At 67.5% G+C, this 25,120-nt stretch carries 20 protein-coding genes; 6 read left to right on the top strand and 14 right to left on the bottom strand.

Annotation, left to right across the window (positions count from 1 at the left end):
- Positions 1-291 precede the first annotated feature (291 nt).
- The 5 genes from AC07U0_RS13805 to AC07U0_RS13785 form a co-directional block, all read right to left on the bottom strand.
- Positions 292-909 carry a methyltransferase family protein gene (locus tag AC07U0_RS13805; protein ID WP_494720582.1) on the bottom strand — a complete coding sequence of 206 codons (618 nt, stop codon included), beginning with the start codon at positions 907-909 and terminating at the stop codon, positions 292-294.
- A gap of 65 nt (positions 910-974) precedes the next feature.
- A complete protein-coding gene (locus AC07U0_RS13800; RefSeq protein WP_494720581.1) occupies positions 975-2,753 on the bottom strand; it encodes an acyl-CoA synthetase in 1,779 nt (592 codons plus the stop codon).
- Positions 2,754-2,790: 37 nt separating this feature from the next.
- Positions 2,791-4,107, bottom strand: a complete 1,317-nt coding sequence (locus AC07U0_RS13795) for a CitMHS family transporter (RefSeq protein WP_494720580.1) — start codon at positions 4,105-4,107, stop codon at positions 2,791-2,793.
- Entirely contained in the window at positions 4,104-4,439 is a 336-nt protein-coding gene (locus AC07U0_RS13790) for a DUF4387 domain-containing protein (protein ID WP_494720579.1), read from the bottom strand. The genes AC07U0_RS13795 and AC07U0_RS13790 overlap by 4 nt, the downstream gene beginning before the upstream one ends.
- Positions 4,439-5,839, bottom strand: a complete 1,401-nt coding sequence (locus AC07U0_RS13785; RefSeq protein ID WP_494720578.1) for an acyclic terpene utilization AtuA family protein — start codon at positions 5,837-5,839, stop codon at positions 4,439-4,441. Before AC07U0_RS13785 ends, AC07U0_RS13790 begins: the two co-directional genes overlap by 1 nt.
- 197 nt (positions 5,840-6,036) lie before the next feature.
- Between AC07U0_RS13785 and AC07U0_RS13780 the strand changes: the two genes are divergently transcribed.
- Together AC07U0_RS13780 and AC07U0_RS13775 are read left to right on the top strand one after the other, a co-directional pair.
- Positions 6,037-8,211 carry a TonB-dependent receptor gene (locus AC07U0_RS13780; RefSeq protein WP_494720577.1) on the top strand — a complete coding sequence of 725 codons (2,175 nt, stop codon included), beginning with the start codon at positions 6,037-6,039 and terminating at the stop codon, positions 8,209-8,211.
- Positions 8,212-8,313: 102 nt separating this feature from the next.
- Positions 8,314-9,003, top strand: coding sequence for a GntR family transcriptional regulator (locus AC07U0_RS13775; RefSeq protein ID WP_494720576.1), 690 nt, complete (start codon positions 8,314-8,316; stop codon positions 9,001-9,003).
- Positions 9,004-9,013: 10 nt separating this feature from the next.
- Here AC07U0_RS13775 and AC07U0_RS13770 read toward each other — a convergent pair whose 3' ends face one another.
- Positions 9,014-11,224 (bottom strand): TonB-dependent receptor domain-containing protein, encoded by a 2,211-nt coding sequence (locus AC07U0_RS13770; protein ID WP_494720575.1) that lies wholly within the window; start codon positions 11,222-11,224, stop codon positions 9,014-9,016.
- 336 nt (positions 11,225-11,560) lie between these two features.
- Between AC07U0_RS13770 and AC07U0_RS13765 the strand changes: the two genes are divergently transcribed.
- A complete protein-coding gene (locus tag AC07U0_RS13765) occupies positions 11,561-11,923 on the top strand; it encodes a transcriptional repressor (protein WP_494720574.1) in 363 nt (120 codons plus the stop codon).
- Between the two features lie 7 nt (positions 11,924-11,930).
- On the opposite strand, the gene AC07U0_RS13760 is transcribed toward AC07U0_RS13765, so the two are convergent.
- From AC07U0_RS13760 to AC07U0_RS13750, 3 genes are all read right to left on the bottom strand, one after another.
- On the bottom strand, positions 11,931-13,181 hold the full coding sequence (locus AC07U0_RS13760) for a CehA/McbA family metallohydrolase domain-containing protein (RefSeq protein WP_494720573.1): 1,251 nt from the start codon (positions 13,179-13,181) through the stop codon (positions 11,931-11,933).
- A gap of 149 nt (positions 13,182-13,330) precedes the next feature.
- Positions 13,331-14,059 carry a tetratricopeptide repeat protein gene (locus tag AC07U0_RS13755; protein ID WP_494720572.1) on the bottom strand — a complete coding sequence of 243 codons (729 nt, stop codon included), beginning with the start codon at positions 14,057-14,059 and terminating at the stop codon, positions 13,331-13,333.
- Between the two features lie 69 nt (positions 14,060-14,128).
- Positions 14,129-16,423, bottom strand: a complete 2,295-nt coding sequence (locus AC07U0_RS13750) for a TonB-dependent receptor (protein WP_494720571.1) — start codon at positions 16,421-16,423, stop codon at positions 14,129-14,131.
- A 148-nt stretch (positions 16,424-16,571) separates the two neighbouring features.
- Between AC07U0_RS13750 and AC07U0_RS13745 the strand changes: the two genes are divergently transcribed.
- Positions 16,572-17,255, top strand: a complete 684-nt coding sequence (locus AC07U0_RS13745; protein WP_494720570.1) for a Fe2+-dependent dioxygenase — start codon at positions 16,572-16,574, stop codon at positions 17,253-17,255.
- Between the two features lie 66 nt (positions 17,256-17,321).
- Positions 17,322-17,762, top strand: a complete 441-nt coding sequence (locus AC07U0_RS13740; protein WP_494720569.1) for a hypothetical protein — start codon at positions 17,322-17,324, stop codon at positions 17,760-17,762.
- A gap of 14 nt (positions 17,763-17,776) precedes the next feature.
- On the opposite strand, the gene AC07U0_RS13735 is transcribed toward AC07U0_RS13740, so the two are convergent.
- Positions 17,777-18,400, bottom strand: a complete 624-nt coding sequence (locus AC07U0_RS13735) for a methyltransferase family protein (protein ID WP_494720568.1) — start codon at positions 18,398-18,400, stop codon at positions 17,777-17,779.
- 141 nt (positions 18,401-18,541) lie between these two features.
- Between AC07U0_RS13735 and AC07U0_RS13730 the strand changes: the two genes are divergently transcribed.
- Positions 18,542-18,886, top strand: a complete 345-nt coding sequence (locus AC07U0_RS13730; protein ID WP_494720567.1) for a PepSY domain-containing protein — start codon at positions 18,542-18,544, stop codon at positions 18,884-18,886.
- A 78-nt stretch (positions 18,887-18,964) separates the two neighbouring features.
- Here AC07U0_RS13730 and AC07U0_RS13725 read toward each other — a convergent pair whose 3' ends face one another.
- The 4 genes from AC07U0_RS13725 to AC07U0_RS13710 are packed head-to-tail and all read right to left on the bottom strand — an operon-like array spanning position 18,965 to position 24,977.
- On the bottom strand, positions 18,965-19,582 hold the full coding sequence (locus AC07U0_RS13725; protein ID WP_494720566.1) for a DedA family protein: 618 nt from the start codon (positions 19,580-19,582) through the stop codon (positions 18,965-18,967).
- On the bottom strand, positions 19,582-22,698 hold the full coding sequence (locus AC07U0_RS13720; protein ID WP_494720565.1) for an efflux RND transporter permease subunit: 3,117 nt from the start codon (positions 22,696-22,698) through the stop codon (positions 19,582-19,584). The genes AC07U0_RS13725 and AC07U0_RS13720 overlap by 1 nt, the downstream gene beginning before the upstream one ends.
- Positions 22,699-22,701: 3 nt before the next feature.
- Positions 22,702-23,604, bottom strand: a complete 903-nt coding sequence (locus AC07U0_RS13715) for an efflux RND transporter periplasmic adaptor subunit (protein WP_494720564.1) — start codon at positions 23,602-23,604, stop codon at positions 22,702-22,704.
- Positions 23,601-24,977, bottom strand: a complete 1,377-nt coding sequence (locus AC07U0_RS13710) for a TolC family protein (RefSeq protein WP_494720563.1) — start codon at positions 24,975-24,977, stop codon at positions 23,601-23,603. The genes AC07U0_RS13715 and AC07U0_RS13710 overlap by 4 nt, the downstream gene beginning before the upstream one ends.
- Positions 24,978-25,120: the final 143 nt, after the last annotated feature.

Here is a 25,120-nt window from a genome sequence, read left to right as displayed (position 1 = left end):
GGGGCGTTTTGCGTTCGACCTGCAACCAGGCTGCGAGCCGTGGCTGTGGACGGACTCAATCCCGCGGCCGGGGAAAGGCGCTCGCCGCGATGGCCGGGATGCTCTGCTGGATCTCCGGGGCGTCATCGCCCTCCAGCGTGGGCCATGTCGTCGTGGAAGTCCTGTATGGCCGCGTGGATCACTTCCGGCGCCAGCAGGTGCTTGCCCGCCGGTCACGGTGGGTTGGCTACGGGCATTCATATGGAACGTCCCGTGTCGGGGGGGGCTCCGAACCCCTCCACCAGACGGTCGTCAGGGAATTCTGAAGACGACCTGGAGCCAGCCAGCGTTCTGGGCGGTTTCCAGCAGTTCGAACAGCGGGACGGCGATGAGGAAGGCCAGGCCGTCGCGCAGGGTGGTCAGGAAGAAGACGGGGCGAATCTCGAGGCGGTCGCTGTCGCGCCACAGTCTGAAGTCCGGCCAGAACCGGGGCGTCAGACGCAAATAGGCCGCATAGGGCTCGCCGAAATTGGCCAGGAGCCAGTGCTCCTCGCGCTTTACGGTGGCGAAGAAGACGCCGACGGCGATCAGCAGGAACAGTGTCGCGATGACAATGCTTCCGGTCTGGGCCCCCATGCCGAAGGCGCCCATGAAGCTGAAGAGATAGAGCGGATTGCGGCTCACCGAATAGGGACCCCGATCAACAATCTCGGCGGTCTTGCGTCCGCCGATGTAGAGTGAGCACCAGGCGCGGCCGATGATGCAGACCAGTATGAGCGCCAGACCGACCGTCTCCAGCCCCTCGTGCGCCAAGGTCTCCCCGCCGAAGGTCTGGCTGACGGCGGCCAGAAGGACCGCAGCGAAAATGGCGACGAGCAGCACCGCCTTGCGGATCCGCTGAGTCCTCTGGATGTCCTGGCGGGTGTTCATCGACTGTACTGGCGAAAGGGGGCGGAGGTACGTGCGACACGGTCTCTGCTGCGGCGAGCGCGCGTCTATTGGGGTGTTTGCGCCGCGAGCAGCGCCCGGAGGGTCGGCTTGTGAACCTTGCCGACGGCGGTCACGGGCATGGCGGTGATGATCTCGACCGACTTCGGCCGCGCGGCCCGCTCCGTGATGCGGGGTTCTGCGAACGCCATCAGTGAGGCCGGATCCGCCTCAGCGCCTTGCTTGAGCTCCACAAAAACAACGGGCACCTCGCCGGCGTGATCGTCCGCGCGGCCAATCGCGGCGGCCAAGGCGACGGCGGGGTGGGCGTAGAAGACGTCCTCGATCATAGCGGGATCGATGTTGTGGCCGCCCCGGATGATGATGTCCTTGGACCGCCCCTTCAGCCAGAGATAGCCCGCCTCGTCGAAGGTTCCGAGGTCACCGGTGTTCAGCCAGCTTCGGCCTTCAGAGTCGGTGAGCCAGAGACCCTGGTTATGATGGTCGGACACATAGCCCTGAAAGACGTTGGGTCCGGAGAGAACGACCGTGCCGGTTTCGCCGGCTTTTGCGTCGCGAGTCCAATGGCCGTCGTCGTCAAGCAGAGCGACCCGCGCCTGCTGGAACGGCAGCGGCAGGCCGACCGAGCCCGGCTTTCGCTCCCCGACGACCGGATTCAGGGCCACCACGCACGTCGCCTCGGTCAGGCCGTAGCCCTCGAGAATAAGAACACCGGTCGCGGCCTCGAACCGGTCGATCAGCGTGGCGGACATCGGCGCCGAACCGCAGAAGGCGTACTTGAGTGACGAGATGTCCGTGCCGTCGATCGGGACCTGAAGCAGGGTGGAAAAGACGGTCGGCACGCCGCTGAAGACATTGACGCGATAGCGCTCGATCAACCGCCAGAAGCCGGAGACTACATTCTTGCCCCGGTATCCCTGCGGGGTGGCCAGCAGGACCTCGCCGCCGTTCAGGAAGGGCGACAGGCCCGTCGCCATCGCGCCGTTGCAATGAAACAGCGGCAACCCGGCCAGGATGACCGTTCCGGGGGCGAAAGCTTCGCCCAGCATGCGGTTGCTCATCCAGGCGTTGGCGATCTCGTTGCCATGGGTGCGTCTGGCCAGTTTGGGTGCGCCGGTCGACCCGCCAGTCCCGAACAGGGAGGCGGTGTCATTGGAGACCGCTGGCGTTTCGATCTCAAGGGCGTCGGAGCGCATCCGGCCCACGAGCCTGCGATAGTCGGTCTCGGTGACGCCCGATCGAAGCGCGGGTGCGGCGCGGCGAATTCGACCGGCCGCAATGCGCGCGAGCACCGCCTTGATCCCGCCGACGTAGCGAGCCAGGTCGACCGTCACGAGATGCTCTACCGTGGGGGCCTCGGCGATCGCGGCCGTCACCTTCTGATAGAGATCCGATTTGGGGATCGGCCCGACCGTGACGACCACCCTGGCCCGGGAGGCCCGGAGCAGGTCGGAGATCCCGCCGACTTCCAGGAGCGGATTGATCGGAAAGGCGATCCCTGCCGTCTGGGCGCCCCAGAGGCAGAAGAAGGTTTCGGGCACGTTCGGCAGAACGAGGGCGACCACATCCCGCCGACCTGTGCCGAGCCGGTGAAAAGCGTTGGCGGCCGCCGTGACCTCTTCAAGGTAGGTCTCGAACGACCAGGCATGGGGCGGCTGTTTCTGATCCGCCTCCATGAGGAAGGTCAGCGCCCTGGACGATCTGAACCGGGCCGCCGCGCGCGCCAGACCCTCGTAGACCGAAGTCGGGGCGTCGTCCGGCCAGCCGGAAGCGGTCACCGACCTCGCATGGGCGGCGTCGGCGATGGGATCATTGTCGGGTCGCATCAGGTCGCAATTCTCTCGGTTCGGCGGATCCCGGCCGCTACAGGCCGGCGCTGACAAACGGGAAGGCGCCGAAGAGCAGCCCGCCCAGGATCATGATCAGGCAAAGGCCGATCGCCTTGGGCAGGATGAATTTCTGCATGTCGGCCATCTCGACCTCAAGCAGGGCCGCCAGCAGATAGAGGCCGGCGACAAGGGGGCTCATATAGTGGACGGCCCCGCCCATCAGGGAGGCGCGGCCAATGGCGGCGGGGTCGATGCCGAACCCTGCGGCGGTCTGGGCGATAACCGGGACGATGCCGAAGTAGTAGGCGTCGTTCGACATGAAGAAGGTCAGGGGCAGGCTGGCCAGGGCGGTGATCGGCGCCATGTACGGGCCCACGGACGGAGGGATGACGCCGATCAGTGCGTGGGCCATGGCGTCCACCATGCCGGTGCCGTTGAGGATGCCTGTGAAGGCGCCGGCCGACAGGATCAGGGCGACGATGTTGGCGATATTGTCTGCATGGCTGCTGACTCGTTCGCGCTGTTCGCTGAGCCGGGGGTAGTTGATCGTCACGGCCAGGGCGAAGGCGACCATCATGACGACCGGGAGTGGCGCGACGCCCGTCGCCAGACCGGCGACCAGGGCGAGCGTCAGGGCCAGGTTGACCAGGATCAGGCGTGGCCGCCGTTCGGGCCGGTTTGAGCCTTCCGCGATGACCGGCGCCATCGGGCCGCCGGCGAGGACGGGCTCGCGGCCCACCAGCCGCTTCCGTTCGGCCCGGCCCAGCATCACGGCGAAGCCGAGGGTGGCGACGACGCCGACCAGCATGACCGGAATGAGGGGCAGAAAGACCTGGCTGATGTCGAGGTGAAGCGCGCTGGTGACGCGGGCCGCGGGACCGCCCCAAGGCAGGAGGTTCATCACGCTGTTGGACATCAGCAAGAGGGCGCCGAGCGTCAGGGTCCGCATGCCGACGCGGCGATAGACGGGCAGCAGGGCCGAGGTCGTGACCAGGGCCGTCGTGACCGCGTCACCGTCCAGCGAGACGACGGTGGCCAGGATCACAGTCCCGATGGTGATCCGGATCGGATCGGATCCGACCAGCCGAAGCACCAGATTGACCAGGGGGTCGAACAGGCCCGCATCGATCATGATGCCGAAGTAGAGGATGGCGAAGACCAGCATCAGGGCGGTGGGCGCGACCTGGACCACACCCTTGATGATCATGCCACCCAGTTCGGGGGAGAAGCCGGCCAGCACCCCGAAGATCAGGGGCACCAGGATCAGGGCCGCGACGGCGGACAGGCGTTTGGTCAGGATCAGCGCCATGAAGACGCCGACCATCGAGAAGCCGAACAGGGCGAGGGTCATGCGGCGGCTCCTTCGGCCGAGGCCTCGGCGCCGAGCTCGAGATCGAGCAGCCGGACATATTGCTGGCCGGCGTGCATGTCGCGTTCGACGGCGCCGCCTTGAGCCATCGGCCGGGGGTAGGAGAATTTGATCACATGCAGATCGTCGACCGGAATGCGTTTGATGAGACCGGGCTCGGCCCCGTAGAGCCGTCCGAAGGCCTCGGCCGAAATCGCCGGATCGTCGCGGTAGCGATCATAGGTCTCCGGCGTGAAGAACAGATCGACCGTGATCCAGAAGGGGCCGGCGTTCTTGGACCGCACATAGCGGCAGACGTCATTGAGGCGCGGCATCAGGCGACGGCCTTTCCGGAGGAGGTGTCGGTGGACAGGTCGATCCAGGCGGTGCGGACCAACTCCATGGGATCGTCGACCTCGACGACATGGTTGAGGCGGAACTCATAGACCTGTCCGCGCTCGATTTCGGCCGGCGAGAAGGGGAAGCCGTAGCTGGGCAGTTCCTTGCCCTCGCTGGCGGGGAAGTGGAAGAAATAGGGATTGCAGGTCTTGGCGATCCGCGTGGCCATGTCCTGGGTTTCAGCGGTCACGACCAGCACAAGGCCGATCTCGGGCGGAGGACCTTGCGTCTCGGACAGGGGCAGGCCGCTCAGGGCGTTCCAGCCGTAGGCGCGCAGGGACAGGTCGAAAGACCCCGCCGCGTCGCCGATGGTCTGGGCCACACGATGCAGCAGCGCGGCGTGCAGCCGGGTCGTGAAGCCGTCGATGTCGGCGAGCACGTCCGGGGCGGCGATGCCGACCATCATGAAGGTCTGGAACGGCCCGCGGCCCGCCCCTTCGAGCTTCATCGTATAGGGCTTGTCTTCCCAAACCGATCCAGTGACCCGGACTGTGCGGTCGTCGAGGGCGGCGTAGCGGGCATTGCGCACGTCGAGGACGCCGCCCGGCTCGATCAGTTGGAAGGGATCGCTGTTCTCGTACAGCATGTGAGACGAGACGCTGTAGGGGGTGCAGCGGTTGTCGGGCCGGATGGGGGCGATGTCGAAACTGTCCTGGCGCAGCCGCATGGTGACGCCGGGCTGGGTCGGATTGACGGTGCACAGGCCGCCGCACTCTGTCAGCTTCGCCGCATGCCAGGCCAGACCTTGCGGAATGCCTTGTCTCAGGGCGAAGGCGGACAGGACGCCGGTGTCGGTGGTGCGGCCGCCCAGGATGATGTCGGCGCCGCCGTCGAGGGCCTGAATGTAGGGCTCGGGGCCCATGAGGGCGACGATCCGGTCGCAGGTATCGATCCGGTCGTCCGTCAAGGCGGGCAGGGGCGCCAGAGGGCGTGTGCGACCGCCGGCCCGTTTGGCCTTGATCGTCGCCGGGTCCTGTTCGGAATAGAGCAGGGCGATGCGCGGCTTCAGATCCAGTTCGGCCGCGATCTCGACGACGATGTCGCGGGTCCAGTCCACCGCGTCGTCGCAGCCCGACGTGCCGCAGGAGCCGACCAGCACCGGCACACCGTATTTCGCGCCCGCCGCCATGAGGATCTTGAGGTCGTGCTTCACGGATTCGCGGCTGACCTTGGAGACGCCCCGGCCCAAGTAGAAGGGGCCGCTGTCGGTTGAGCCGGCGTCCACCGCGATGGCCTGGGCGCCGTCAGACAGGGCCCACTCCATCTCGTCCGCCCGAACGCCTGCGCCGAGCGCCCCGTGCGGGACCGCGATGAGAATTTCGTCTGGCTCGAGCACTTCAACCCCGTCGTTTCTGTCTTTACGGTTGGATTATAGGAAAATCCGATTTGAGCAAGCCGAAAACTGGCCAATAAACAACGTGCATGTACGCTGTATCGGAAAATCGTAGGAAACAATTTGCGCAAATAGAAATCGTATGTCACTTCCTTGGCCAACGACGGCGTCGCAAAGGCGCTGCGAGGGAGAGCCATCACATGAACCGCACGTCTCACCGCGCCCTGTGCGCGACCGTTTCCGCCCTTGGCCTGATGGCCGCGGCCGGCGCCGCCATGGCCCAGACCGCGGCGCCGGCGCCTTCGCCCCAGGACGATACCGAGGCGTCCGCGCTGGACGATGTGATCGTCACCGCCCAGCGCCGCAGCCAGAACCTGCAGGAGGTGCCGATCACCGTGACGGTGTTCGGGGCGCAGCAGCTTCAGGAGGCCAAGATTGAGCAGGTCTCGGAGATCGTGACCCGAACGCCGGGCCTGAGCTTCGACGCCTTCCCCGCCAGCCAGCCCCGGCTCGCCGTTCGCGGCATCGGATCGTCAGACAAGGGCGCGGCCGGTGACGCCAGTTCGGCGGTGTTCCTGGACGAAATCTATCTGGGCCGCCCGGCAGCCGTGGCCTTCGACGCCTTCGACATCGCCCGGATCGAGGTTCTGAAGGGGCCTCAGGGCACGCTCTTCGGCCGCAACGTCGTCGGCGGGGCCGTCAACGTCGTCACCCAACGCCCGCAGATGGGCGTGTTCGATGCGGCGGCTGAAGCCTCGGTCGGCAACTACAGCCAGCTCGACGGCGCGGGCTTCATCAATGCGCCGCTCGGCGACACGACCGCCCTACGGATCAGCGGCGCCTGGCGCACCCATGACGGCTATGTCCGCAGCCAGACCACGGGCGGCCGGCTTGAGGATCAGGACACCCAAAGCGCCCGTATCCAGCTGCTGTCGCACCCGAACGACAAGCTGGAACTGCATCTGACCGTCGACGGCACGCGCGATCGGGGGAACGGCACCGCCCAGCATGCGGTCGACGTCGATCCGACCTCCTCGAACGCCAGCCGATGGACCATCAATCGCGACCGCGACTACAACGCCTCCTCGATCAACGGCATCCAGAACCGCGATACCTGGGGCGTCCGCGCCGCCGCTGACTACGACCTGCCGTTCGCGACCCTGAGCGTTCTCGCCTCCTATCGGGACGTGGATTACGAACAGTTCTACGACTTCGACGGCGGGACCTTCCCGTCGAACCTGATCAACCTCGCCGGCGGCGACAGCGAACAGACCGGCTTCTCCAGCCAAGAGGTCCGGCTGTCTTCCCTGCCGCGGAGCAAGGCGACCTGGGTCGCGGGCCTGTACCGCTACTACGCCGACACGGACCGCTCGACCTCGCTGGACCTGACCATCGGGACGGCCCTGCGGCACGAGGTGTTCGACCAGAGCGCCCAGACCGAGAGCCTCGCCGCATTCGGCGACATCAGCTGGCCGCTGACCGAGCGACTGTCGGTGTTCGGGGGGCTGCGCTACTCGACCGACGACAAGACCTATCACATCACAAATATGCGCTCGACCGTGCCGATCCGGTCCAGCGGTTTCTTCGACGTCAACGCCCAGCAGGACTGGGACGCCACCACTTGGCGGATCGGCGCCAACTTCAAGATCACGCCCAACCACATGATCTACGGCGACATCTCGCGCGGCTACAAGAGCGGCGGTTTCCAGGACACGCCGTCGAGCGCGGCCGACGCGGCCACGGCCTTCAATCCCGAATACGCCACCCAGTACGAGATCGGCCAGAAGAGCCGCTTCCTCGACGGTCGGGCGACCTGGAACAACACCCTGTACTGGATGGACTATACCGACCTGCAGACCGCCCAGCTGATCGGTCTGATCAGCCGCGTGACCAATGCGGGCCAGGCGACGATCAAGGGCTATGAGACCGCGCTCAGCCTCTCGCCGGGCGGCGGTTTCGAACTCGATGCCGCCTACGCCTTCACCGACGCGAAGTTCGACGTCTTCTTCGAGGGCGCGGACGATCTCTCGGGCAACCGGATCTCGCGGACGCCGCGTCACAAGGTCGTCCTGTCCCCGTCCTGGCGCCACGACCTGGCAAGCGGCGCCTATGTGAAGTTCGCGGTCGACTATCGCTACGAGAGCTTCATCTACGACGACAACTCCAACAACAATCTGGAGGTCCGCGAGCCGACGGAGTTCGTGGACGCCCGGGTCATCTTCAACTCGCCGGACGATCGCTGGGCCTTCACGGTCTGGGGCAAGAACCTGACGGACGAGCTGACCCGCACCCACCAGACGACGTTCCTGGGCGGCACCTTCGCCGGCTACAACGCGCCGACCACCTATGGGGTGACCCTGCGCTGGAACCACTGACCGTTCCTTCCTGAAACTGGGCCGGTATCCCGGGCCGGCCCGCTTCTTTACTCCGAAGGCTCAGGTGTTCAGGTTCCGCAGGAACCTGAGTCGAACCCCGTCATGAAGCCGAACGCCGAATCCGTCGTCGATACCGCCACCAACGCCCTGCGCGAGGCGATCCGCTACGGACGGTTCGCGCCGGGCCAGCGTCTGGTCGTGGCGGATCTCAAGGAAATCTACGGCACCAGCGCCGGCCCCATCCGTGAGGCGATCACCCGCCTGGCCGGGGAGGGGCTGATCGATCTCATCCCCAACCGGGGCGCTGTGGTTCGCACCTTCGCCGAACGCGACATGCGGGAACTGTTCGAGGTCCGCGAGGCTCTGGAAGGCATGGTCGCGCGGCTGGCCGCCCTGAACGCCCACCGCGCCGACTATTCCGACCGGCTTCGGGCGCTGATGACCAAGCTCGAGGCCCATACGCGCGACGGCGACATCAGCCTGAGCGTCACGCGTGAGGAGTTCCACGACCTGCTCTATGAGATGAGCGGAAACGCCAAGCTCAAGGAGACGGCCGTCCGGCTGAGCTACCCCGGCTACGGCGTGCGCTACAGCCGGTTGATCGGGGCGGCGCGGACACAGGCGTCGCTGGCCGAACACCAGCTGGTCGCGGACGCCATCCTCGCGGGAGACGCGCCAGCCGCCGAGCGGCTGATGCGTCAGCATCTCAGGAATACTTCCATCGCCATCCAGGACGCCATCGACGCGGCGCCGGAATTCAAGTCGGCCTTCTTCGGCTCCGACGAGCGTTAGGGCGAGCCTGTCAGTCCGTCAGCTCCGCCGGCGCGATCCGCGCGGGTCGGGCCCCGCCGAAGGGGATGGTGACGGCGAAGTTGAACAGGCGGCGCGAGCCGCGACGTTCGGTGATCTGCTGCAGGGTCGCGGTGTCGATGTGGGACCGCTCGATCTGGCTGTCGAAGACGTCCGACACCGTGGCGACCGCGCTGACGCCGTTGGCGAAGGTGTGCAGATAGCCGAGGTTGGCGCTGGCCACGCCCTCGCGATAGCCCTGCGCCGTCTGCCGGTGGCCACGATAGTCGACGCTGACCTGCAGCAGGTCGGACGGGGTCAACTGATAGTCCAGGCCGCCCTTGGCCGAGGAATTCCAGCCCGACCGCACCTCGAAGCCGAGGTTGCCGGGATCCAGCCGGGTGTAGTTGACGTCGCCGCTGACGCGGTAGGTGATCCGGTCGGTCAGCTTGCCGCGTCCGGCGAAGACCAGGCCCGCCGCATCGCTGCGGCCGAGGTTCTCTTCTGTGGTCAGGACGATCGTGGGGCTGATCAGACGGGTGACTTCGGTGAAGGTATTGGTGGTCTTGCGCAGATAGCCGGTGACTTCCCACGACGTGCCATTGGCGGCGTACTGATAGCTGGCTTCGAAGGAGTCCGTCTCGCGCGGCTTCAGGTCCGGATTGCCGGCGCGCAGGTTCAAGGGGTCGGTATAGGTCGGGTAAGGGTTCAGATCCTCAACCTCGGGCCGGGCCACACGCTTGCTGTAGGACAGGCGCAGGGTCTGGGTGTCGGACAGCTCGTATTGCAGATGCAGGGTCGGATAGACGTCGAAGGCGTCGCGGCGCCGGGTCTGAGCCAGATCGACCTGATCGGCGTGGTCGATCATCTCCTCCAGACGCAGGCCGAAGATCGCCGACAGCTTGCCGGTCAGCGGCCGTTCCCAGGTGGCGTAGAGGGCGTGAATAGTCCGGTCGTAGAGGAAGCGGTTGGTGCGGTTCGCGTCGGGCAGATAGACGCCGCCCGCATCGATCGCGCCACCGCGATGGCGATAGTTGGCGTCTTCGCGCAGGACGTCATAGCCGACCTCCAGATCGCCCCCGGCCAGGGGCGTGGCATAGACGGCAGTGAGCTGACGCTGGAGCTCGCTCTCGCTCGGGGTTTCGAGGTCAATCTGGTCAGGGCCGGCGGGCAGGCGATTGCGATTGGTCAGTTGGCGGGTCTGCTGCTCGACGGTTCGACCCCGCCGCAGGTCCAGCGAGAATGTACGGCCTTCGCCCGAGAAGGTGTGACGCCAGCCGGCCAGAAGCTCGTCGGAGGTCTGGGTTTCGTCGCCGCCACCGAGCCGGTCGTAGTCGCGAGTCACCGAACCGCCGGGCATCAGCACCTGATTGGTCTGGAAGGCGCTGAGGTCGCCGCTGCGTTCGGTATAGCTGGCGCCGGCGCTCAGGCGGTCGCGAGGCGTCGCGTCGTACTCCAGACCCGCGCCGATGGTCTTCGAGAGGCGGCTGGTGTCAAAGGCCGTGACCTGACGCGTTTCGGTCGCCACGCCGGTGATGGGATCGGTCAGGACCCGATCGTCCGTGGAGCGGCGGATTCGTTCGTCCTGCCGCAGACCCAGATTGCCGTTCAGGGTCAGGGCGCCGATGCGCCGGGTGGCGCTGACGCCGAGGCTGTAGCGGCCGTCCGTGCCGACGCTGGCGCGGACCGAGCCGGACATGCCCTGTGCGCGGGTCTTCTTCGTGACGATGTTGATGATCCCGGCCGTGCCGTCGGGACGGAAGGCGGCCGAGGGGTTGGTGATCACCTCGATCGTCTCGATCGAATTCGCGGACAGGCCCTGCAGGGTATCGGCCCGGTTGAGCGCCGACATCGTCGTCGACGGGCGGCCGTCGATCAGGATCTGGACACTGGGGTCGCCACGCAGGCTGACCACCCCTTGCGCGTCCACCTCGACTGAGGGGATGTTCTTCAGGACGTCGCTGACCGAGCCGGAGGCGGCCTGAAGGTCGCTGTCGACACGGTAGGTGCGCCGGTCGATCGAGGTGGTTGCGGCGGAGCGCTGGCCGGTAACCACGATCTCACCGACGGCGGTGGCGTCGGACGGCGAGGTTGGGGGGGAGGGCGTCCGGGGCGGTGGCGTTTGTGCGAACGCAAAGCCGGGCGAGGCCAGAACGGCGGCGACGACGATTTGGGAGGCGAGAGTGGCGCGGGGCGCGCAGGGCTTCGTCGGCGGAAAGATCATGGTGAGCCCTGAGGAAAAGCCCCGATCGGCCGCGACGGCGATCCGGGACTCCGTGAGCCCTAGGGGGAGCGGGATGACGGCGCCCTGACGGCCGCATTACGTTTGTGGCGATGAGAAAAAGCACGGGCGTAACCCGGGAAGAATAATGCGATTGACTTGCATTCATGCCCGCCTTAGCCGCCTTCTGGTGTTTCAATCCTGAAACCGGGCAGGGCGTTCGTTTGCGTTGATGATGAGTTCCGGCGCATCCCGCGAAAGGTCGCCCGTTTGAGCGCGCCCGATGAGCTGCCAGCGGATCTCACGATCCAGGAGCTGGCCAAACGTCGGCAGGTTCGGTTGAGCCGCACCGCCAGCCGGGTTGCGATGGCCTTCACCGACGAGCGGACGCTGCTGGATGCGATGACAGTGTGGACCCTGTCGGCGAGCCAGGCGCCCGTCATCCCGCTGACCACAGTCTATCGCGCGCTGCGTGAGCTCAAGACCAAGGGGCTGATCAAGGTCGCCGCCGTTCCGGGCGACCGGATGTACTATCAGATCGACAGGGGCGATCAGGATCGCATCAGCCTGATCGACGCCGCCGGACAGGCGGTGACGGTGATCGACAGCCCCGAGGTCGTTGAAAAGATTCAGGCTCTGCTGGCGGCGGAAGGCTTCATCCTCGCCGACGAAATCCATTTCCGCGTGAAGCGGCGCGACTAGGGTCCGACTAGCCGCCGGCGCGGACGTAGATCGGGTTGGAATAGATCCAGATCATCTCGCGGGGCGCGCCCGCCAGAGTCGGGATCCGGGTCGTGACCTCGACGCGGTAGACGCCATCGTCGTCGCTCGCCCAGGCCAGTTCTGCGTCACCGGGGGCGGTACGGACCACCTCCGTTCCGTTGCGCAGGAGATGGATCACCGGCTTGAGGGACGCCGCCGAGGCCGGCAGCTGGACCCGATAGGTCGTGGGCGGGCCAGCAGCGATCTGGTCGCCCATCCAGGCGGTCTGACCCGGCCGCTCGCCGGCGAACATGAAGCCGGTTCCGTCGCCCAGCACATCGAGAGAGACGAAGACATGACCCGCGCGCAGGGCGTCATAAACCAGCGACGCGTCCACATCCTTCCGACCGGTGAAGGGCGTCGGTGTGATGATGTGATCGCGGGCGATCCGCATGATGTCACGCGCAGGCGGAAAGGGGATTTTCCAGTCATCGGACAGTTCGATGGCCTGGTGGATGTCGGGGGCGTAGAGGCCGACGAAGCGACGCGTCCGGGTGATCTGGTCCCACTTGGCCAGGGCCGAGGCCGGACGGCCGCCGAGCTCCAGATACGCCGCCATCGGACGGAAGGGCAGGGCGGCGATGGCGGCCGTCTTCGCTGTCGCCGGGGCGTCGTAGAATTGGTCGGCGAGATCGAGAATTTCCATGCCCATGATGCGGTCGTCGATCGGGCCCTTCCACGCCCATTTGCGATGGGTGGGGTGGGCGATGACAGCTAGTCCGCCCTCGGTCTGAATACTGGACAGGAAGGGACCGGTCGGGGCGTCTCCATCGGTCGGGGCGGAGGTGACGTTCAGGCCCAGCATATGGCCTTCGGGGCGGGAGCTCTCGATCCCCGTCAGCATCAGGACGCCGCCCTTCCAGCCCTCACGGCCGTCGCGGATCGGTTGCAGGGTGTTGTGGTCGGTGACGATCAGGAAACGGATGCCCTGCCGGCCGGCATCGACGGCGAGGCTGTCGTAAGACCCGGTGGCGTCGTCGGAATAGTCGGTGTGCAGATGGATCAGGCCCGCATAGTCATACCGCGTCGGACCGGGCGCCGGGGTGTCGATGACCGGAGCCGCCGTCGACGGTATGGGACGTCCAGCGCTGATCAGGGCCAGGCCGAGGACGGCGACAAGCGTCCGCTTCGCCCATGAGCAGCCCGCGAGGGGGCCTCGGGCGGCGCGGGACGACGGCGTTTCGCGGTCTGGCGACATGAAAGTTCCGGGCTGCCGCCGCAGTCTGGACGCGCGTCATGGCGCGCTGGCCACCGGGCGGCGACAGGGAGGTGAAGTTTCAGCGAAGCTTGCAGGAAGGCGTGCCTGCACCCTGACGCGGGCGACTTACGCGGAAGCTGACGGCCGGATTATGAATCGCCACGTCCGGCGGCGAGGACGCGCCGCAGCTCGATCATTGCGGGCTCAGGGCGTCCGGATAGCCAGGTCAGGAGATTGTCCCGGAAGGCGGGGTTTCCGGTGCGCCAGGCTGTCTGGAAAACGGGCGTCGCTTCGGACGCCCGACCGTCCTCGACCAGCAACCTGCCAACGTTGAAGGCGCCGCGAAAATCGCCACCCGCCGCCCCCTGCTCATAGAGCGTCCGGGCTCCGGCCCGATCCATCGGCCCGGCCCAGCCATCTTCGAGAAAGCCGCCCAGGACCGTCGTGGACTTGGCGTGTCCGAGGGCGACGGCCTTCTCCAGCCAGGCCCGGGCCGCGGCCTTGTTCTCCGGCACGCCGCGACCGAGGGCGAGGGAGGTCGCGAAATTATACATGCCCCAGTCCAGCCCCGCGTGGGCCGCCTGGGCGAACCAGCTGGTCGCGGCCTCGTCGGACGGCGTGACGCCCCAGCCGTTCTCGTAGCAACGCCCGACCATATTGGCGGCCATCGGTAGGCCGGCGCGGGCGGCCTTCAGGAACCAGCCAAAGCCCGAGACCGGGTCGGCGGGGCCGCCGCGTCCGTCCATCAGCATCTGGCCGAGAATGGTCTGGGCTTCGGGCGATCCGGCCTTGGCCCATTCGGTCATCTTGCGGCGCGCCGCGTCGTCGGGGCCGGCAAGGATGGCGTCGATCTCGGCGGGGGTTGGAGCGTCGGTCATGGGTCTCACAGTGAAACGCCCTCTCGACCGGGTCGAGAGGGCGTTCCGATCCTCTGGAAGGTTTGAGGTCTAGTAGCGGAAGTTCAGCGTCAGGGTCGCCGATCGGCCCGGCGCCACGGTGGCGTAGTGGGTCGGATAGGCCTGGCTGAAGTAGAACTCGTCGGTCAGGTTCTGCACGTTCAGGCGCAGGTTGAGCTGGTCGTTGATGACGTAGGTCGCATTGGCGTCGACCCGCGTGTAGTCGGGAATGTACTTGGTGCTGTTGATGGTCGCGGTCGAGGCGTTGCCGTACACCTTGCCCATGTAATAGACGCCGACCCCGACGTTGAACTGCGGCGTCACCTGGTAGTTGGTGGTGATCGAGGCGCTGTTTTCCGGGGTGTTGGGGAACTGGATGCCGTCGTTCAGGCCGAAGGCGGCGCCCGAACCGCCCGCCTTGACCAGCTCGGAGTCGAGGTAGGTGTAGCCGGCGAAGACTGACCAGGCGTCGGTGATCTCGCCGTTGACGCCGATTTCCAGGCCCTGGATCAGCTTCTCGCCGACCTGGGCCACGGTGCCGTCGGCGACGGTGATGCGGGCATTGTCGGTTTCGACGCGGAAGATAGCCGCCGACAGGGACAGGGCGTCGCCCAGCACGTCCCACTTGGCGCCGATCTCATAGGCCTTGTTCTCTTCTGGAACGAGGGCGGCGTTGGCGGCGCTGGACAGGGCGTTGGAGTCCACCCCCTGGGCCAGGGCGTTGCCGACCGGCGTGCTGGACGTGGAATAGGTCGCATAGACCGTCGCGGCCTCGATCGGCTTGTAAACCAGACCGACCTGGTAGTTCACCAGATCGTCCTGACGCTTGAAGGTCGAACGGACAAACGGCGCGGTCGTGGCGATGGCCGAGATGTATTCGGCTTCATAGCGGTCGAAGCGAATCCCCAGGTTCAGCTGCCACTGCGGGTTCAGGGTAATCGTGTCGAAGGCGTAGACGCCCTTGGTCGTGGTGCTGGAGTTGTTCGGGTTGCCAGTCTTGGTGATCACACCGGTCCAGGCGTCGTTCGGGTTCGGGTTGTTGACCGTGGTGCAGTTGAAGTTGGCGACGGCGGCCGGGAGGCAGCGGTTGTAGGCGGCCAGCAGCTGGCCTCCGCTGGTGATGGTGTAGGTGTCGTTCTCGCCCTCTTCCTTCGACAGCTCCAGGCCGGCCGAGAAGCTGTGGCGGATCGAACCGGTGGTGAAGGTCCCGTACAGGTCGGTCTGGTTGAACAGGGTGTTCACATCGCTGATGCGGGTGTTGGCGCGGCGCCAGACCAGGCCGTAGTAGATGTTGCCCTGGGTGTCGTCGGGCTGGGTGTAGATATAGTCCTGCGAGCTTTCGCTGTAGCGGGTCGTGTTCCGGAAGTGCAGGTTCGGGCTGAAGTCGTGCTCAAGCCGCACCGTGCCGATGTCCACCTGCTCCTTGCGGAAGTCGCGGTCGGTCAGGCCGTAGAAGGTGTTGCGATCGACGTTGATCGGCGAGCCGTCGCCCTCGACTGCCACGCGCGGCAGGTCGGTGCGCGAGCGGAACAGCGGGTTGTTGTACGGCAGGCCCGAGTCCGGCAGGTCGTCGGACTGCAGGTGATAGTAGGACAGGGTGGCGCGGGTGTCCGTGCCGATCCCGAAGGCAATCGAGGGCGCGACGCCCCAACGCGAGTTGTAAACCTCGTCGCGGCCGGCGACGTGGGCGTCGTGGTAGAGGGCGTTCAGGCGCACCGCGGCGGTGTCGCTGAGCTGGTAGTTGCCGTCGATCGTGGCGCGGCCGTATTCGGCGGAGCCGACGCCGAGCGAACCGGCGATGAAGTTGTCCAGCTTCGGCGTCTTGTTGTTGATGTAGATGCCGCCGCCGGCGCCGCCGCGGCCGGTGTAGACGCCCGAGGCGCCCTTGATGACCTCGACGCCCTCGACGTTGAAGACTTCACGCGACTGGGCGCCGGTGTCCCGCACGCCGTCGACGAAGGTCGAGGACTGGGTGTCGGCGCCGCGCAGGAAGGGGCGGTCGCCCAGCGGGTTGCCGCCTTCGCCGGCGCCGAAGGTGATGCCGGGCACGGTGCGCAGGGCGTCGACCAGGGTCACCGACCCGGTCGTCTGGATGATCTCTTCCGGGATAACCGTGACCTGGCGCGGTGTGTCGCGCAGCGGGGCGGTGATCTTCGGCGTCGAGGTCTGACGTTGGCCGTGGGCGATGATCTCGCCGAGGTTGGTCGCCGCACCCGTGTCCTGCGGCTCGTCCGAAACGATCGATTGGGCCGCCGCCGACTGGATGCCGGCGCCGCCGAGCATGGCGAAGGCGAGGGTCGAGGCGCCGAGGGCGACGCGGGTGTTTCGGGACGAGGTGTTCGACATGGGGGAGGATGTCCGCTTGCTGTTGCGACTAAGTCGCGAAAGTGGCGGCCCGATTGCGACCTCCCGCCGCATCTGTCAATGAGAACCATTCACAAAAGTTAGGGTGCGGCGCAAAAGCGTCACTATTCCGCCGTCAGGTCACCGCCTCATGCTCATCCGAATTCCAAACCTTCTGTCTTCTGACGATGTCGCGCGGGTTCGCGCGGCCATCGATGCGGCCGATTGGACCGACGGCAATGCAACGTCGGGGCACCAGTCGGCGCTCGCCAAGCGCAATCACCAGCTGCCGGAAAGCTCCCCGGTGGCCCGGGCGGCGGGCGAACTGATCCTGGACCGGCTGAGCGCCAGTCCGTTGTTCGTGTCGGCGGCCCTGCCGTTCAAGGTCTTCCCCCCGCTGTTCAATCGCTACGAAGGCGGCGAGACTTTCGGCGTCCATGTCGACAATGCCGTACGGGCCCAGGCCGGGTCGGATTTCCGCATCCGCAGCGATCTGTCGGCGACCGTCTTCCTTAGCGATCCCGAGAGCTACGACGGCGGCGAACTGGTGATCGAGGACACCTATGGCGACCAGCGGGTCAAGCTGGCGGCCGGGGACATGGTTCTATACCCGGCGTCGAGCCTGCACGAGGTCACGCCGGTGACGCGCGGCGTGCGCGTCGCCTCCTTTTTCTGGATCCAGAGCATGGTCCGCGACGCCGGAGAGCGACGTCTGCTGTTCGAGCTGGACGGCTCGGTCCAGGCCCTGACCGCCCGGCACGGCGGGCGCGATCCGCAGGTGATCAGCCTGACCGGCCTCTATCATAATCTGCTGAGAAAGTGGGGCGACCTCTAGATCGCCAGACGGCCGCGCCTGAGTTTCCCGCGACGGATGTAATGCCGTCGTCACGTTAGACGAAGGTTGACCCCGCCATCGGTAGGCGGCGCCACCTCCGGAGCCCCTTTGGATACTTTCGATCTTTCCCGCCAGTCCGGCGTTCGCCTCAGCGCAACGTCGAAGCGGGTGCTTGCCGTCTTCGAAGGGACGACCGAGGTCATGGATGTCGAGCGGGCATGGACGGTGGCGAACCATCCCGACAATCCGCTGGCGCGCTCCAGTGTCTATCGCGCGATCCGCGACCTGCACGACAAGGGCTACCTGGCTGTCAACGCGGTGCTGGGACCGCGCATCTTTTTCCAGCTGACGCGCGAGGTCCCGCTGATCAACCTCGTCGACGTCGAGCGCGAGACCGTCACGACCTTCATCGACGAGGCGCTGGCGGAACAGATCAAGGCGGTGATCGCGACCGCCGGCTTCGACCTCGCCGGCGGCATCGATCTCAGGGTCACGCGCAAGCCCTGATCCCTGTCCCGGGCTCAGGGCAGGGTGAAGACGGTTTGGATCCAGCCCGCGTCCTGCGCCCGCTCGATCAGTTCGAAGATCGGGATTGCCAGCAGGAAGGTCAGGCCGTCGAAGATGGTGGTCAGGAAGAAGCTCGGGCGGACTTCGAGGGTCTCGGAGGCGCGCCAGAGCGAGAAGTTCGGCCAGAAGCGGGGCGTGCGTTTCAGATACTCGGCATAGGGCTCGCCGAAGGCGTCCAGCAGCCAGGCTTCCTCGCCCTTCACCGTCGCCCAGAAAACGACGAGCGCGATGAGGGTGAACAGCAGGGCGAGAACGATGCTGCCCGTCTGGGCGCCGATGCCGAACGCCCCGATGAAGCTGAAGACGTACAGCGGGTTTCGCGTGATCGAATACGGCCCCTGGTCGATGATCTCGGCCTTCTTGCGCCCGCCGATATAGAGCGAACACCAGCCGCGCCCGACGATGGCGACGCCGATCAGGATCAGGCCGACCGTCTCCAGGATCTCGTGAAAGGGTGTCTCGCCGTTCAAGGTCTTGGTGAAGGCGGCGAGCGCGATCACGCCAAGGATGAGGACGAACAGGACGATCTTTCGAACAATCTGCATGCGCCGGATCGCGGCGTTCTTTTCTTCTGACATGGTCAGTTCCTGATGGTGCGGCCCGAGGCGCCGCCGTGGCTGAAGTGAGGGGAAAAGCGATCGTAATGTTGGGGCAATGATCGCGAGAGGCGGGGACGCGTACGACGATCCCGCAGACCCTTCGTCTGCAGGGAGACTGAAATGAACAAACTGCCCCTGATCGCTCTGGCCGCGCTCGGCGTCGCCGGAGCCGCCGCGGCTGGCGTGGCGACTGCCCGTCCGGCCGAGAGCGAGGACGCGGCGCTGCTGGCCCGCGCCACCGTGCCGATCGCAACCGCCATCTCGACGGCCGAGACCGAAAGCCACGGGCGCGCCGTGGAGGTCTCGCTGGAGGAAGAACACGGCGGACCGGCGTGGATCGTCACCACGGTGGCTCCGGCCGGCGACATCAGCGTCGAGATCGACGCCCGCACCGGCGCGGTCAAGGAGATCGGCCCCGACGATGAAGACGAGGGCCACGAAGGCCACGAGGGCGCCGACGACTGAGCTCTGTCGTCAGGCGCGAACGGGATCGCGAAGCCGCGCGCTTCGCGGTCTCGTTTGTGTTGCTGCTGGAAGCAGGTCTCACCCATCGGCGCCTCCGCGCGAGCGGCGGTGAAAGACGACAAGCCGGTACAGATAGGCCCCGGCCGCGAGGACGAGCACGCCGGTCGTGACCGGGTTAAGCCAGGCTTCGACACGGTCGTAGTGCGCCTCAAGCCGATAGCCGGCATAGGCCAGAATGAAGGTGAAGGCGGCCGTTCCGACCGTCGTCCAGGCCAGAAAGCGTCCGAGACCCATGCCGGTCACTCCGGCGGGGATCGAGATGAAGGTGCGGACCGTGGGGACCAGCCGGCCGATCAGGACCGCCGGGCCGCCGAAGCGCGCGAAGACCTCGGCGGACTTGTCGATCTCCTCCGGACCGAGAGTCAGCCACCAGCCCTGGGAGCTCGACCAGCGTCGCAGGCGCGCCAGCCCGACGCGGCGTCCCATCTCGTACCAGACCCAGGCGCCGGCGACCGCGCCGAGCGTACCCGCCGCCACCAGCAACAGCAGGCTGAAGTCGCCGCGCGCCGCCGCGAACCCGGCCAGCGGCATAATCACCTCCGAGGGCAGGGGCGGGAAGACGTTCTCGGCGAACATCAGCAGGGCGACGCCCACGACGCCGGTGACCGCGATGATCTGGACGATCAGGTCGAACATCAGGCCGGCTCCGGCAGGAGGTCGGTGGTGTCAGGCTCGGGCGCCGAGCGGGCCGGCGCGCGCAGATAGCGCCAGATCAGGGCGGGCAGGACCAGCAGGCTGATCAGGGTCGAGGTGATCAGGCCACCCAGAATGACGATCGCCATCGGCCCCTGTATTTCGCGCCCCGCCTGTCCGGTCTGCAGGGCCAGGGGCAGGATACCCAGGCCGGTGACCAGAGCCGTCATCAGGATGGGCGTCAGTCGCTCGCGCGCCGCCAGCACGACCGTCTCCAGCGACCAGTCATGGCCCTCGTGGGTGACCAGATGCTCGGTGTGGGAAATCAGCAGGATGGCGTTGCGCGAGGCGATGCCGAACAGGGCGACGAAGCCGACCAGCGACCCCAGCGACAGACTGCCGCCGGTCAGGGCCACGGCGACCACCCCGCCGACGAGGGCGCCCGGCGCGGTGCCGAGGATCAGCCCGACGGCCCGCCCGCTGCGGAAGGCGAGCAGCAGAAGGATGATCACCCCGACCAGGGCCACGCCGACGTTGAGCAGAAGGTCGTTGCGCGCGCTCGCGGCGCCGGCGGCCGAGCCTGAATAATCGGCATAGACCCCCGGGGGCAGCTGGGCTTTCGCGATGGCGGCCTGCGCTGCCTTCGTGACCCTGGCCACATCGCGCGGGGCCGGATTGGCGGTGACGACCGAGACGGCGCGGCCGCCGTCATGGGCGATGACGGTGCGGCCGTCGACCAGCCCGACCCTGGCGATCTGGCGCAGCGGGACCACGGCGCCCGAGCTGGACCGGATCAGGAGGTCGCCGACGGCCTCGGGTTGGGACCGCAGGTTCGGCGGAGTGGTGACGGCGATATCCAGCGCCCGGTCCTGCCGATAGATCTGGGCCGCGACTGTACCCTGATACGCCGTCTGGACCGCATCCAGCACCTCGGCGGGCGACAGGCCGTAGCGGCCGACGGCGACCGGATTCAGCGCGATACGGACCGCAGGCGTCGAGGGCGGTGTGCCCAGCTGGACATCGGTCGCGCCCGGTACGGTTTTCAGGATGGCGTCGACCTGACCGGCGGCCTTATCGAGGGTGTCGGAATCCGCGCCGTAGAGGCTGACCACCAGGCTGGCGGTCTGGCCGGACAGGGACTCGCCGATGCGGTCGCCGAGGAAGGTCAGGACCTCGGTCTCCAGCCCCGGATAGGCGGCCAGGATGTCCTGGATCTTCTGCTGGATGCGATCCTGTTCGGCGCCCGAGAGTTTGGGCTTGAGTTCGACGTGAAACTCGCTTCGCTCCGTGCCCCATGTGTCCTCGCCGCCCGAGGCACGGCCGATCTGCTGTTCGACGGACTGGATGCCCGGCACGGCCAGAAGGTCCCGCGTAATGGCCTTGCCGTAAGTCCGCATGACGGTCAGGGAGGCGCCCGGCCGGGCCGCCACGCCGAGCACGAAATGGCTCTCGCGGAAGGCGGGCAGCAGTTCAGTGTTGAACAGGGCGAAACCGGCGCCGGTGATCACGAAGGCGACGACCGAAACGATTACGGCGGCGCGGGGCCGGACCGAGATCCGTTGCAGCAGGCCGGCGTGCTTCTCCTTCAGGGTCCGGAGGGGCTTGGGCTCTTCCGGCAGGTGCGCCTTCCTGAGCAGCAACAGGCTCAACGCCGGGGTCACCACCACCGCCACCGCCAGAGACGCCAGGGTGGCGAGGATGAAGGCGGCCGCCAGCGGGCTGAAGAACGACCCTTGCAGTCCGTGCAGGAACAGCACCGGCGTCAGGATCAGGGCGACGACCAGGGTCGCATAGATGACCGGCGCCCTGACCTCGAGCGAGGCGTGCAGGATGGTCAGGGCGTGAGGCTCGGCTGCATCGCGGGTACGCAGGCGACGCACGATGTTCTCCACGTCGATCACCGCATCGTCGACCACGACGCCAAGGGCCACCGCCAGACCGCCCAGCGTCATGGTGTTGATCGTCCAGCCCATCCGGTCCATCGCGATCACAGCGATCAGCAGCGACAGCGGAATGCTGAGGAACGAAATCACGACCGCCCGCCAGTTCCGGAGGAAGACAAACAGGACCAGGGCGATCAGGGCCGCGCCGATCAGCAGGTCCTCGACGATCCCGCCCAGCGCCGCCTTGATGAAGTTGGCGGGGCGGTGCAGGCCCGTGTTCACTGTCACGCCCGCGGCGTCGAGGGTGGGCTTCAGCTCCTGCAGCGCAGCTTCCAACGCCTTCGTCGCGGTCAGGGTATTGGCGCCGTACTGGCTCGACAGGCTGATCAACACGCCCGGACGGCCCATGATCAAGGCGTCGCCGTTCAGGGGAGCAGAGCCCTCCGTGACCTCCGCGACGTCTGCAAGCCGGATCGGCAGCCCGTCGACGGTGGCGATCTGGGCGGCGCCGATCTCGGCCGGGGTCGAGGCCTGGCCCTGGGTCTCGATCAGGATGCGTTGTTCGGAGGTGTCGATGAAGCCGCCGCCGGTGACCCCGGTCGCAGTTCGTGTGGCGGTGACCACATCGCTGAAGCTCAGGTCGTGGACGGCGAGGGCGTCGGGGCGGACGCGGATCTCGATGCGGCGCGTCTCGCCGCCATAGACGGTGGCGCGGGCCACGCCGGGCGCCGACAGCAGGCGCGGCCGCACGGTCCACTCGACCAGATCGCGCAGTTCCATCGGACTGAGCCGGTCGCTGGTGAAACCGACCTTGAGCAGGTCCATGGTCGAGGAGGTGAGGGGCGCGACCTTGGGCGCGGAGGCGCCGGCGGGCAGGTTGGACGCGGCCTCGCCGAGCGCCTCGGCGACGATCTGGCGCGACCGGTAGGGATCGGCGCCGCTCTTGAAGGTCACCGAGACCAGCGACAGGCCCTGGATGGATTCCGAGCGCACCGTCTCCACGCCCGCGGCGCCCGCCACGGCCTGTTCGATCGGGCGAGTGACCAGCTGTTCAACCTGTTCGGCGGTCAGGCCCGCCGCCTCGGTCTGGACCTCGGCCTGGGCCGGGACGAACTCGGGGAAGACGTCATAGGACGCCGTCTTCAGCGTCATGCCGCCCCAGGCGAGCAGCAGGGCCGCCAGGACCACGATGATCCGGGCCCGCTCCAGCGACCAGTGGACGACGGCGTTCAGCATGGCTCAGCCGACCGCCTGTTCGGCGGCGTAGAGGGCCGAGGCGCCGCGCGTGGCGACGATGTCTCCGGCCTTGAGGCCTGAGGTCACGAACAGACCGTCGGGCGTGGCGACCGGCTGATCCAGCAGGCGGCGTTCGAAGGCCTCGGCGCCGGTCTTCACATAGACCCAGCTCTGGCCCTCGGCGCGCAGGACGGCGCTGTCGGGCACGATAACGCCAGTGACGCCGCTGCCCGCCGGAATCTGGACGGGAAGGGCGAGGCCGACGCCCAGCAGCCGCGCCTGTGATCCTGTGACGATGGCCAGCTGCCCCGCTGACTGCAGGCGTGGATCGGCGGTGCGGGACGGGCCGAGAATGCGCGCCCGCGCCGTGCCGTTCGATCCCAGATCCAGGGTCACGGCTCCGGTGTTGGCGGCCGGGGTCGCCGCGTCGATGCGCAGAAGGACAGCGTTTCCGGCGGCAAGATCCCGCATCAGTCGGGCGCGGCCGCCGTCGCCCATGGCGGTCAGGGCCGGACCCCATTCAAGTCCGAGGCGGGTGCGCAGCAGCCGGACCTTCGCCTGATCGGCGCGGGCGGTGGCGACGGCGGCCTCGGAGACCTTGGCCGCGACCATCTGGTCCTCGGCGTGCAGGGCGGTGGCGCGGGCGGCCTCCGCCTGTGAGGCGGCGGCGGCGGCGAGAGCGACGGACAGGTCGCTGTCGAGCAAAGCCAGCGGTCCGGCGTCGATGACCCGGGCGTAGCCGGCGACGCTGGGGGCATGGCTGGCGGCCATCAGGGGCGCGGTCTGGACCGAGAGCCGGTGCTGGGTCGCGGAGGGCATCTGCGCCGGCGGCGGGGCCTCGGCGGCGGCGCCGCACAGACCCAGAGCAATGGCGGCCAGCAGGGGCGCATGACGACTGGCGTTCATCGTGTGGTCTCCGGGCCGGAAGCGGGGGAGGGGATGGCGGCGGCCAGCCGGTCACGCTCGGCAGGGTCGGCGAGGACCCGCGTCGCGGCCTCGAAGTCAGCGAGGGCGGTCGCTTGCTGGCGGCGCACATCGATGGCCGACAGATCGACGTCCAGCGCGGAGGCTTCCGTGGCCAGGGCGTCGGTGCGATCGTTTTCGCCGAGCGCGACGGCGCGGTCGGTCAGGACCCTGGCGCGGGCGGCGAGGGGGCGGTCCTCTGCCTCGATGCGCGCCGCCTGACGGTCGGCGCCGACCAGCGCCGAGGCGGCGGCGTCGACCTCGGCGAAGACCTTCGCCTGGGCGGCTTCGAGCGCGGCCCCGGCCTCGGCGCGCCTGACCTCGGCCTCGTTGATGGCGGCGCGGTTCAGGTCGGCGGGGGGCAGGGCGAGACCGAGGTTGAACGGCAGTTTGGTGATTCCGCGCTCCCAGGTGTAGCCGGGGCTCAGGGTGACCTGCGGATACTGGCCCGCGACGGCGGTGCGCAGGGCTTGTTCCGCGATGTCGTAGTCGACCACCGTCCTGAGCACGTCCGCGCGACCCAAAGCGGCGTCACGGCGCAGGGCGGGCACGGCATCGGCCGCAGGCGCCTTCGCCGTGGGGGTCTCGATGCGAAGGCCCCCCAGCGCCTCGACGGTCACGCCGAGCTGCGCCGCGATGGCCGCCCGGGCCTGAACCACAGCCGCCGCAGCCGAGGTCCGACGCTGGCGCGACATCGACAGTTCGGTCGCGGCGGTCAGGGCCACGGGCCGGGCGTCCTCGCCGAGTGCGACCCGGCGTTCGAACACCGCCAGCCGCTGCTGACGCACGGCGATCTGCCGGTCTGCGATGGCCAGTTCTTCTGCCGCCACCGCCTGATCGAACAGGGCCCGGCGCAGGGCGGTGCGGGTGGTCCAGACGGCCTCGATCAGATCGTAACGTGCCTTGAGGATGGCGAGGTCGGCGCTGCCGATGCGAGAACCGCGTCCCCGGTCCAGCGGCACATCCAGCGCTCCTCCGTAAAGCCAGGGCTTGTTCGGGTCGGCCTGACGCGAATATTCGGCCGTCAGGGTCAGGGTCATCGCCGGACGCACCCGCGCCGTCCGCGCCGCCGCCATGGCGCTGTCATAGGCGGCCCGCGCCTGAAGCACCGCCGGCGCCCGCTGGAGGGCCAGATCCAGTGCGTCCAGATAGGTCAGGGTTCCGCTGGGCGGCGTCGGTAGGGTCCGCGCCTCGAGCGCCCCGGCCGAGACAGCCAGATCGACGGGCCGGGCCTCATAGGAGACGCAGCCGCTCGCACCCGCGCTGATCGCGATCAGAAGGGCGCTGACGCCAATGATCCGGGGGCCGAAACTCACTGCAGACTCGTCTGACCAAACAGTCCGCTCCGCCTAGGCCTCGCCACTTACGCATAGTCTGACGGCGGCATTAATTCGACGCGGTCGCAGCGACTTCGACTGGCCTGACACGCCGCCTTCGTGATCATGTCCGGCCATGAACC

It is taken from the genome of Brevundimonas sp. GW821-FHT02A10, from assembly GCF_059422025.1.
The sequence above is the reverse complement of the archived record's forward strand: the minus strand, read 5'-3'. Positions and strand labels throughout refer to the sequence as shown.

What these genes read in the sequence shown, in the direction of transcription:
- AC07U0_RS13805 (WP_494720582.1), bottom strand. Translation starts at nt 909, where the DNA reads ATGAACACCCGCCAGGACATCCAGAGGACTCAGCGGATCCGCAAGGCG.
- AC07U0_RS13800 (WP_494720581.1), bottom strand. Translation starts at nt 2,753, where the DNA reads ATGCGACCCGACAATGATCCCATCGCCGACGCCGCCCATGCGAGGTCG.
- AC07U0_RS13795 (WP_494720580.1), bottom strand. Translation starts at nt 4,107, where the DNA reads ATGACCCTCGCCCTGTTCGGCTTCTCGATGGTCGGCGTCTTCATGGCG.
- AC07U0_RS13790 (WP_494720579.1), bottom strand. Translation starts at nt 4,439, where the DNA reads ATGCCGCGCCTCAATGACGTCTGCCGCTATGTGCGGTCCAAGAACGCC.
- AC07U0_RS13780 (WP_494720577.1), top strand. Translation starts at nt 6,037, where the DNA reads ATGAACCGCACGTCTCACCGCGCCCTGTGCGCGACCGTTTCCGCCCTT.
- AC07U0_RS13775 (WP_494720576.1), top strand. Translation starts at nt 8,314, where the DNA reads ATGAAGCCGAACGCCGAATCCGTCGTCGATACCGCCACCAACGCCCTG.
- AC07U0_RS13770 (WP_494720575.1), bottom strand. Translation starts at nt 11,224, where the DNA reads ATGATCTTTCCGCCGACGAAGCCCTGCGCGCCCCGCGCCACTCTCGCC.
- AC07U0_RS13760 (WP_494720573.1), bottom strand. Translation starts at nt 13,181, where the DNA reads ATGTCGCCAGACCGCGAAACGCCGTCGTCCCGCGCCGCCCGAGGCCCC.
- AC07U0_RS13755 (WP_494720572.1), bottom strand. Translation starts at nt 14,059, where the DNA reads ATGACCGACGCTCCAACCCCCGCCGAGATCGACGCCATCCTTGCCGGC.
- AC07U0_RS13750 (WP_494720571.1), bottom strand. Translation starts at nt 16,423, where the DNA reads ATGTCGAACACCTCGTCCCGAAACACCCGCGTCGCCCTCGGCGCCTCG.
- AC07U0_RS13745 (WP_494720570.1), top strand. Translation starts at nt 16,572, where the DNA reads ATGCTCATCCGAATTCCAAACCTTCTGTCTTCTGACGATGTCGCGCGG.
- AC07U0_RS13735 (WP_494720568.1), bottom strand. Translation starts at nt 18,400, where the DNA reads ATGTCAGAAGAAAAGAACGCCGCGATCCGGCGCATGCAGATTGTTCGA.
- AC07U0_RS13730 (WP_494720567.1), top strand. Translation starts at nt 18,542, where the DNA reads ATGAACAAACTGCCCCTGATCGCTCTGGCCGCGCTCGGCGTCGCCGGA.
- AC07U0_RS13725 (WP_494720566.1), bottom strand. Translation starts at nt 19,582, where the DNA reads ATGTTCGACCTGATCGTCCAGATCATCGCGGTCACCGGCGTCGTGGGC.
- AC07U0_RS13720 (WP_494720565.1), bottom strand. Translation starts at nt 22,698, where the DNA reads ATGCTGAACGCCGTCGTCCACTGGTCGCTGGAGCGGGCCCGGATCATC.
- AC07U0_RS13715 (WP_494720564.1), bottom strand. Translation starts at nt 23,604, where the DNA reads ATGAACGCCAGTCGTCATGCGCCCCTGCTGGCCGCCATTGCTCTGGGT.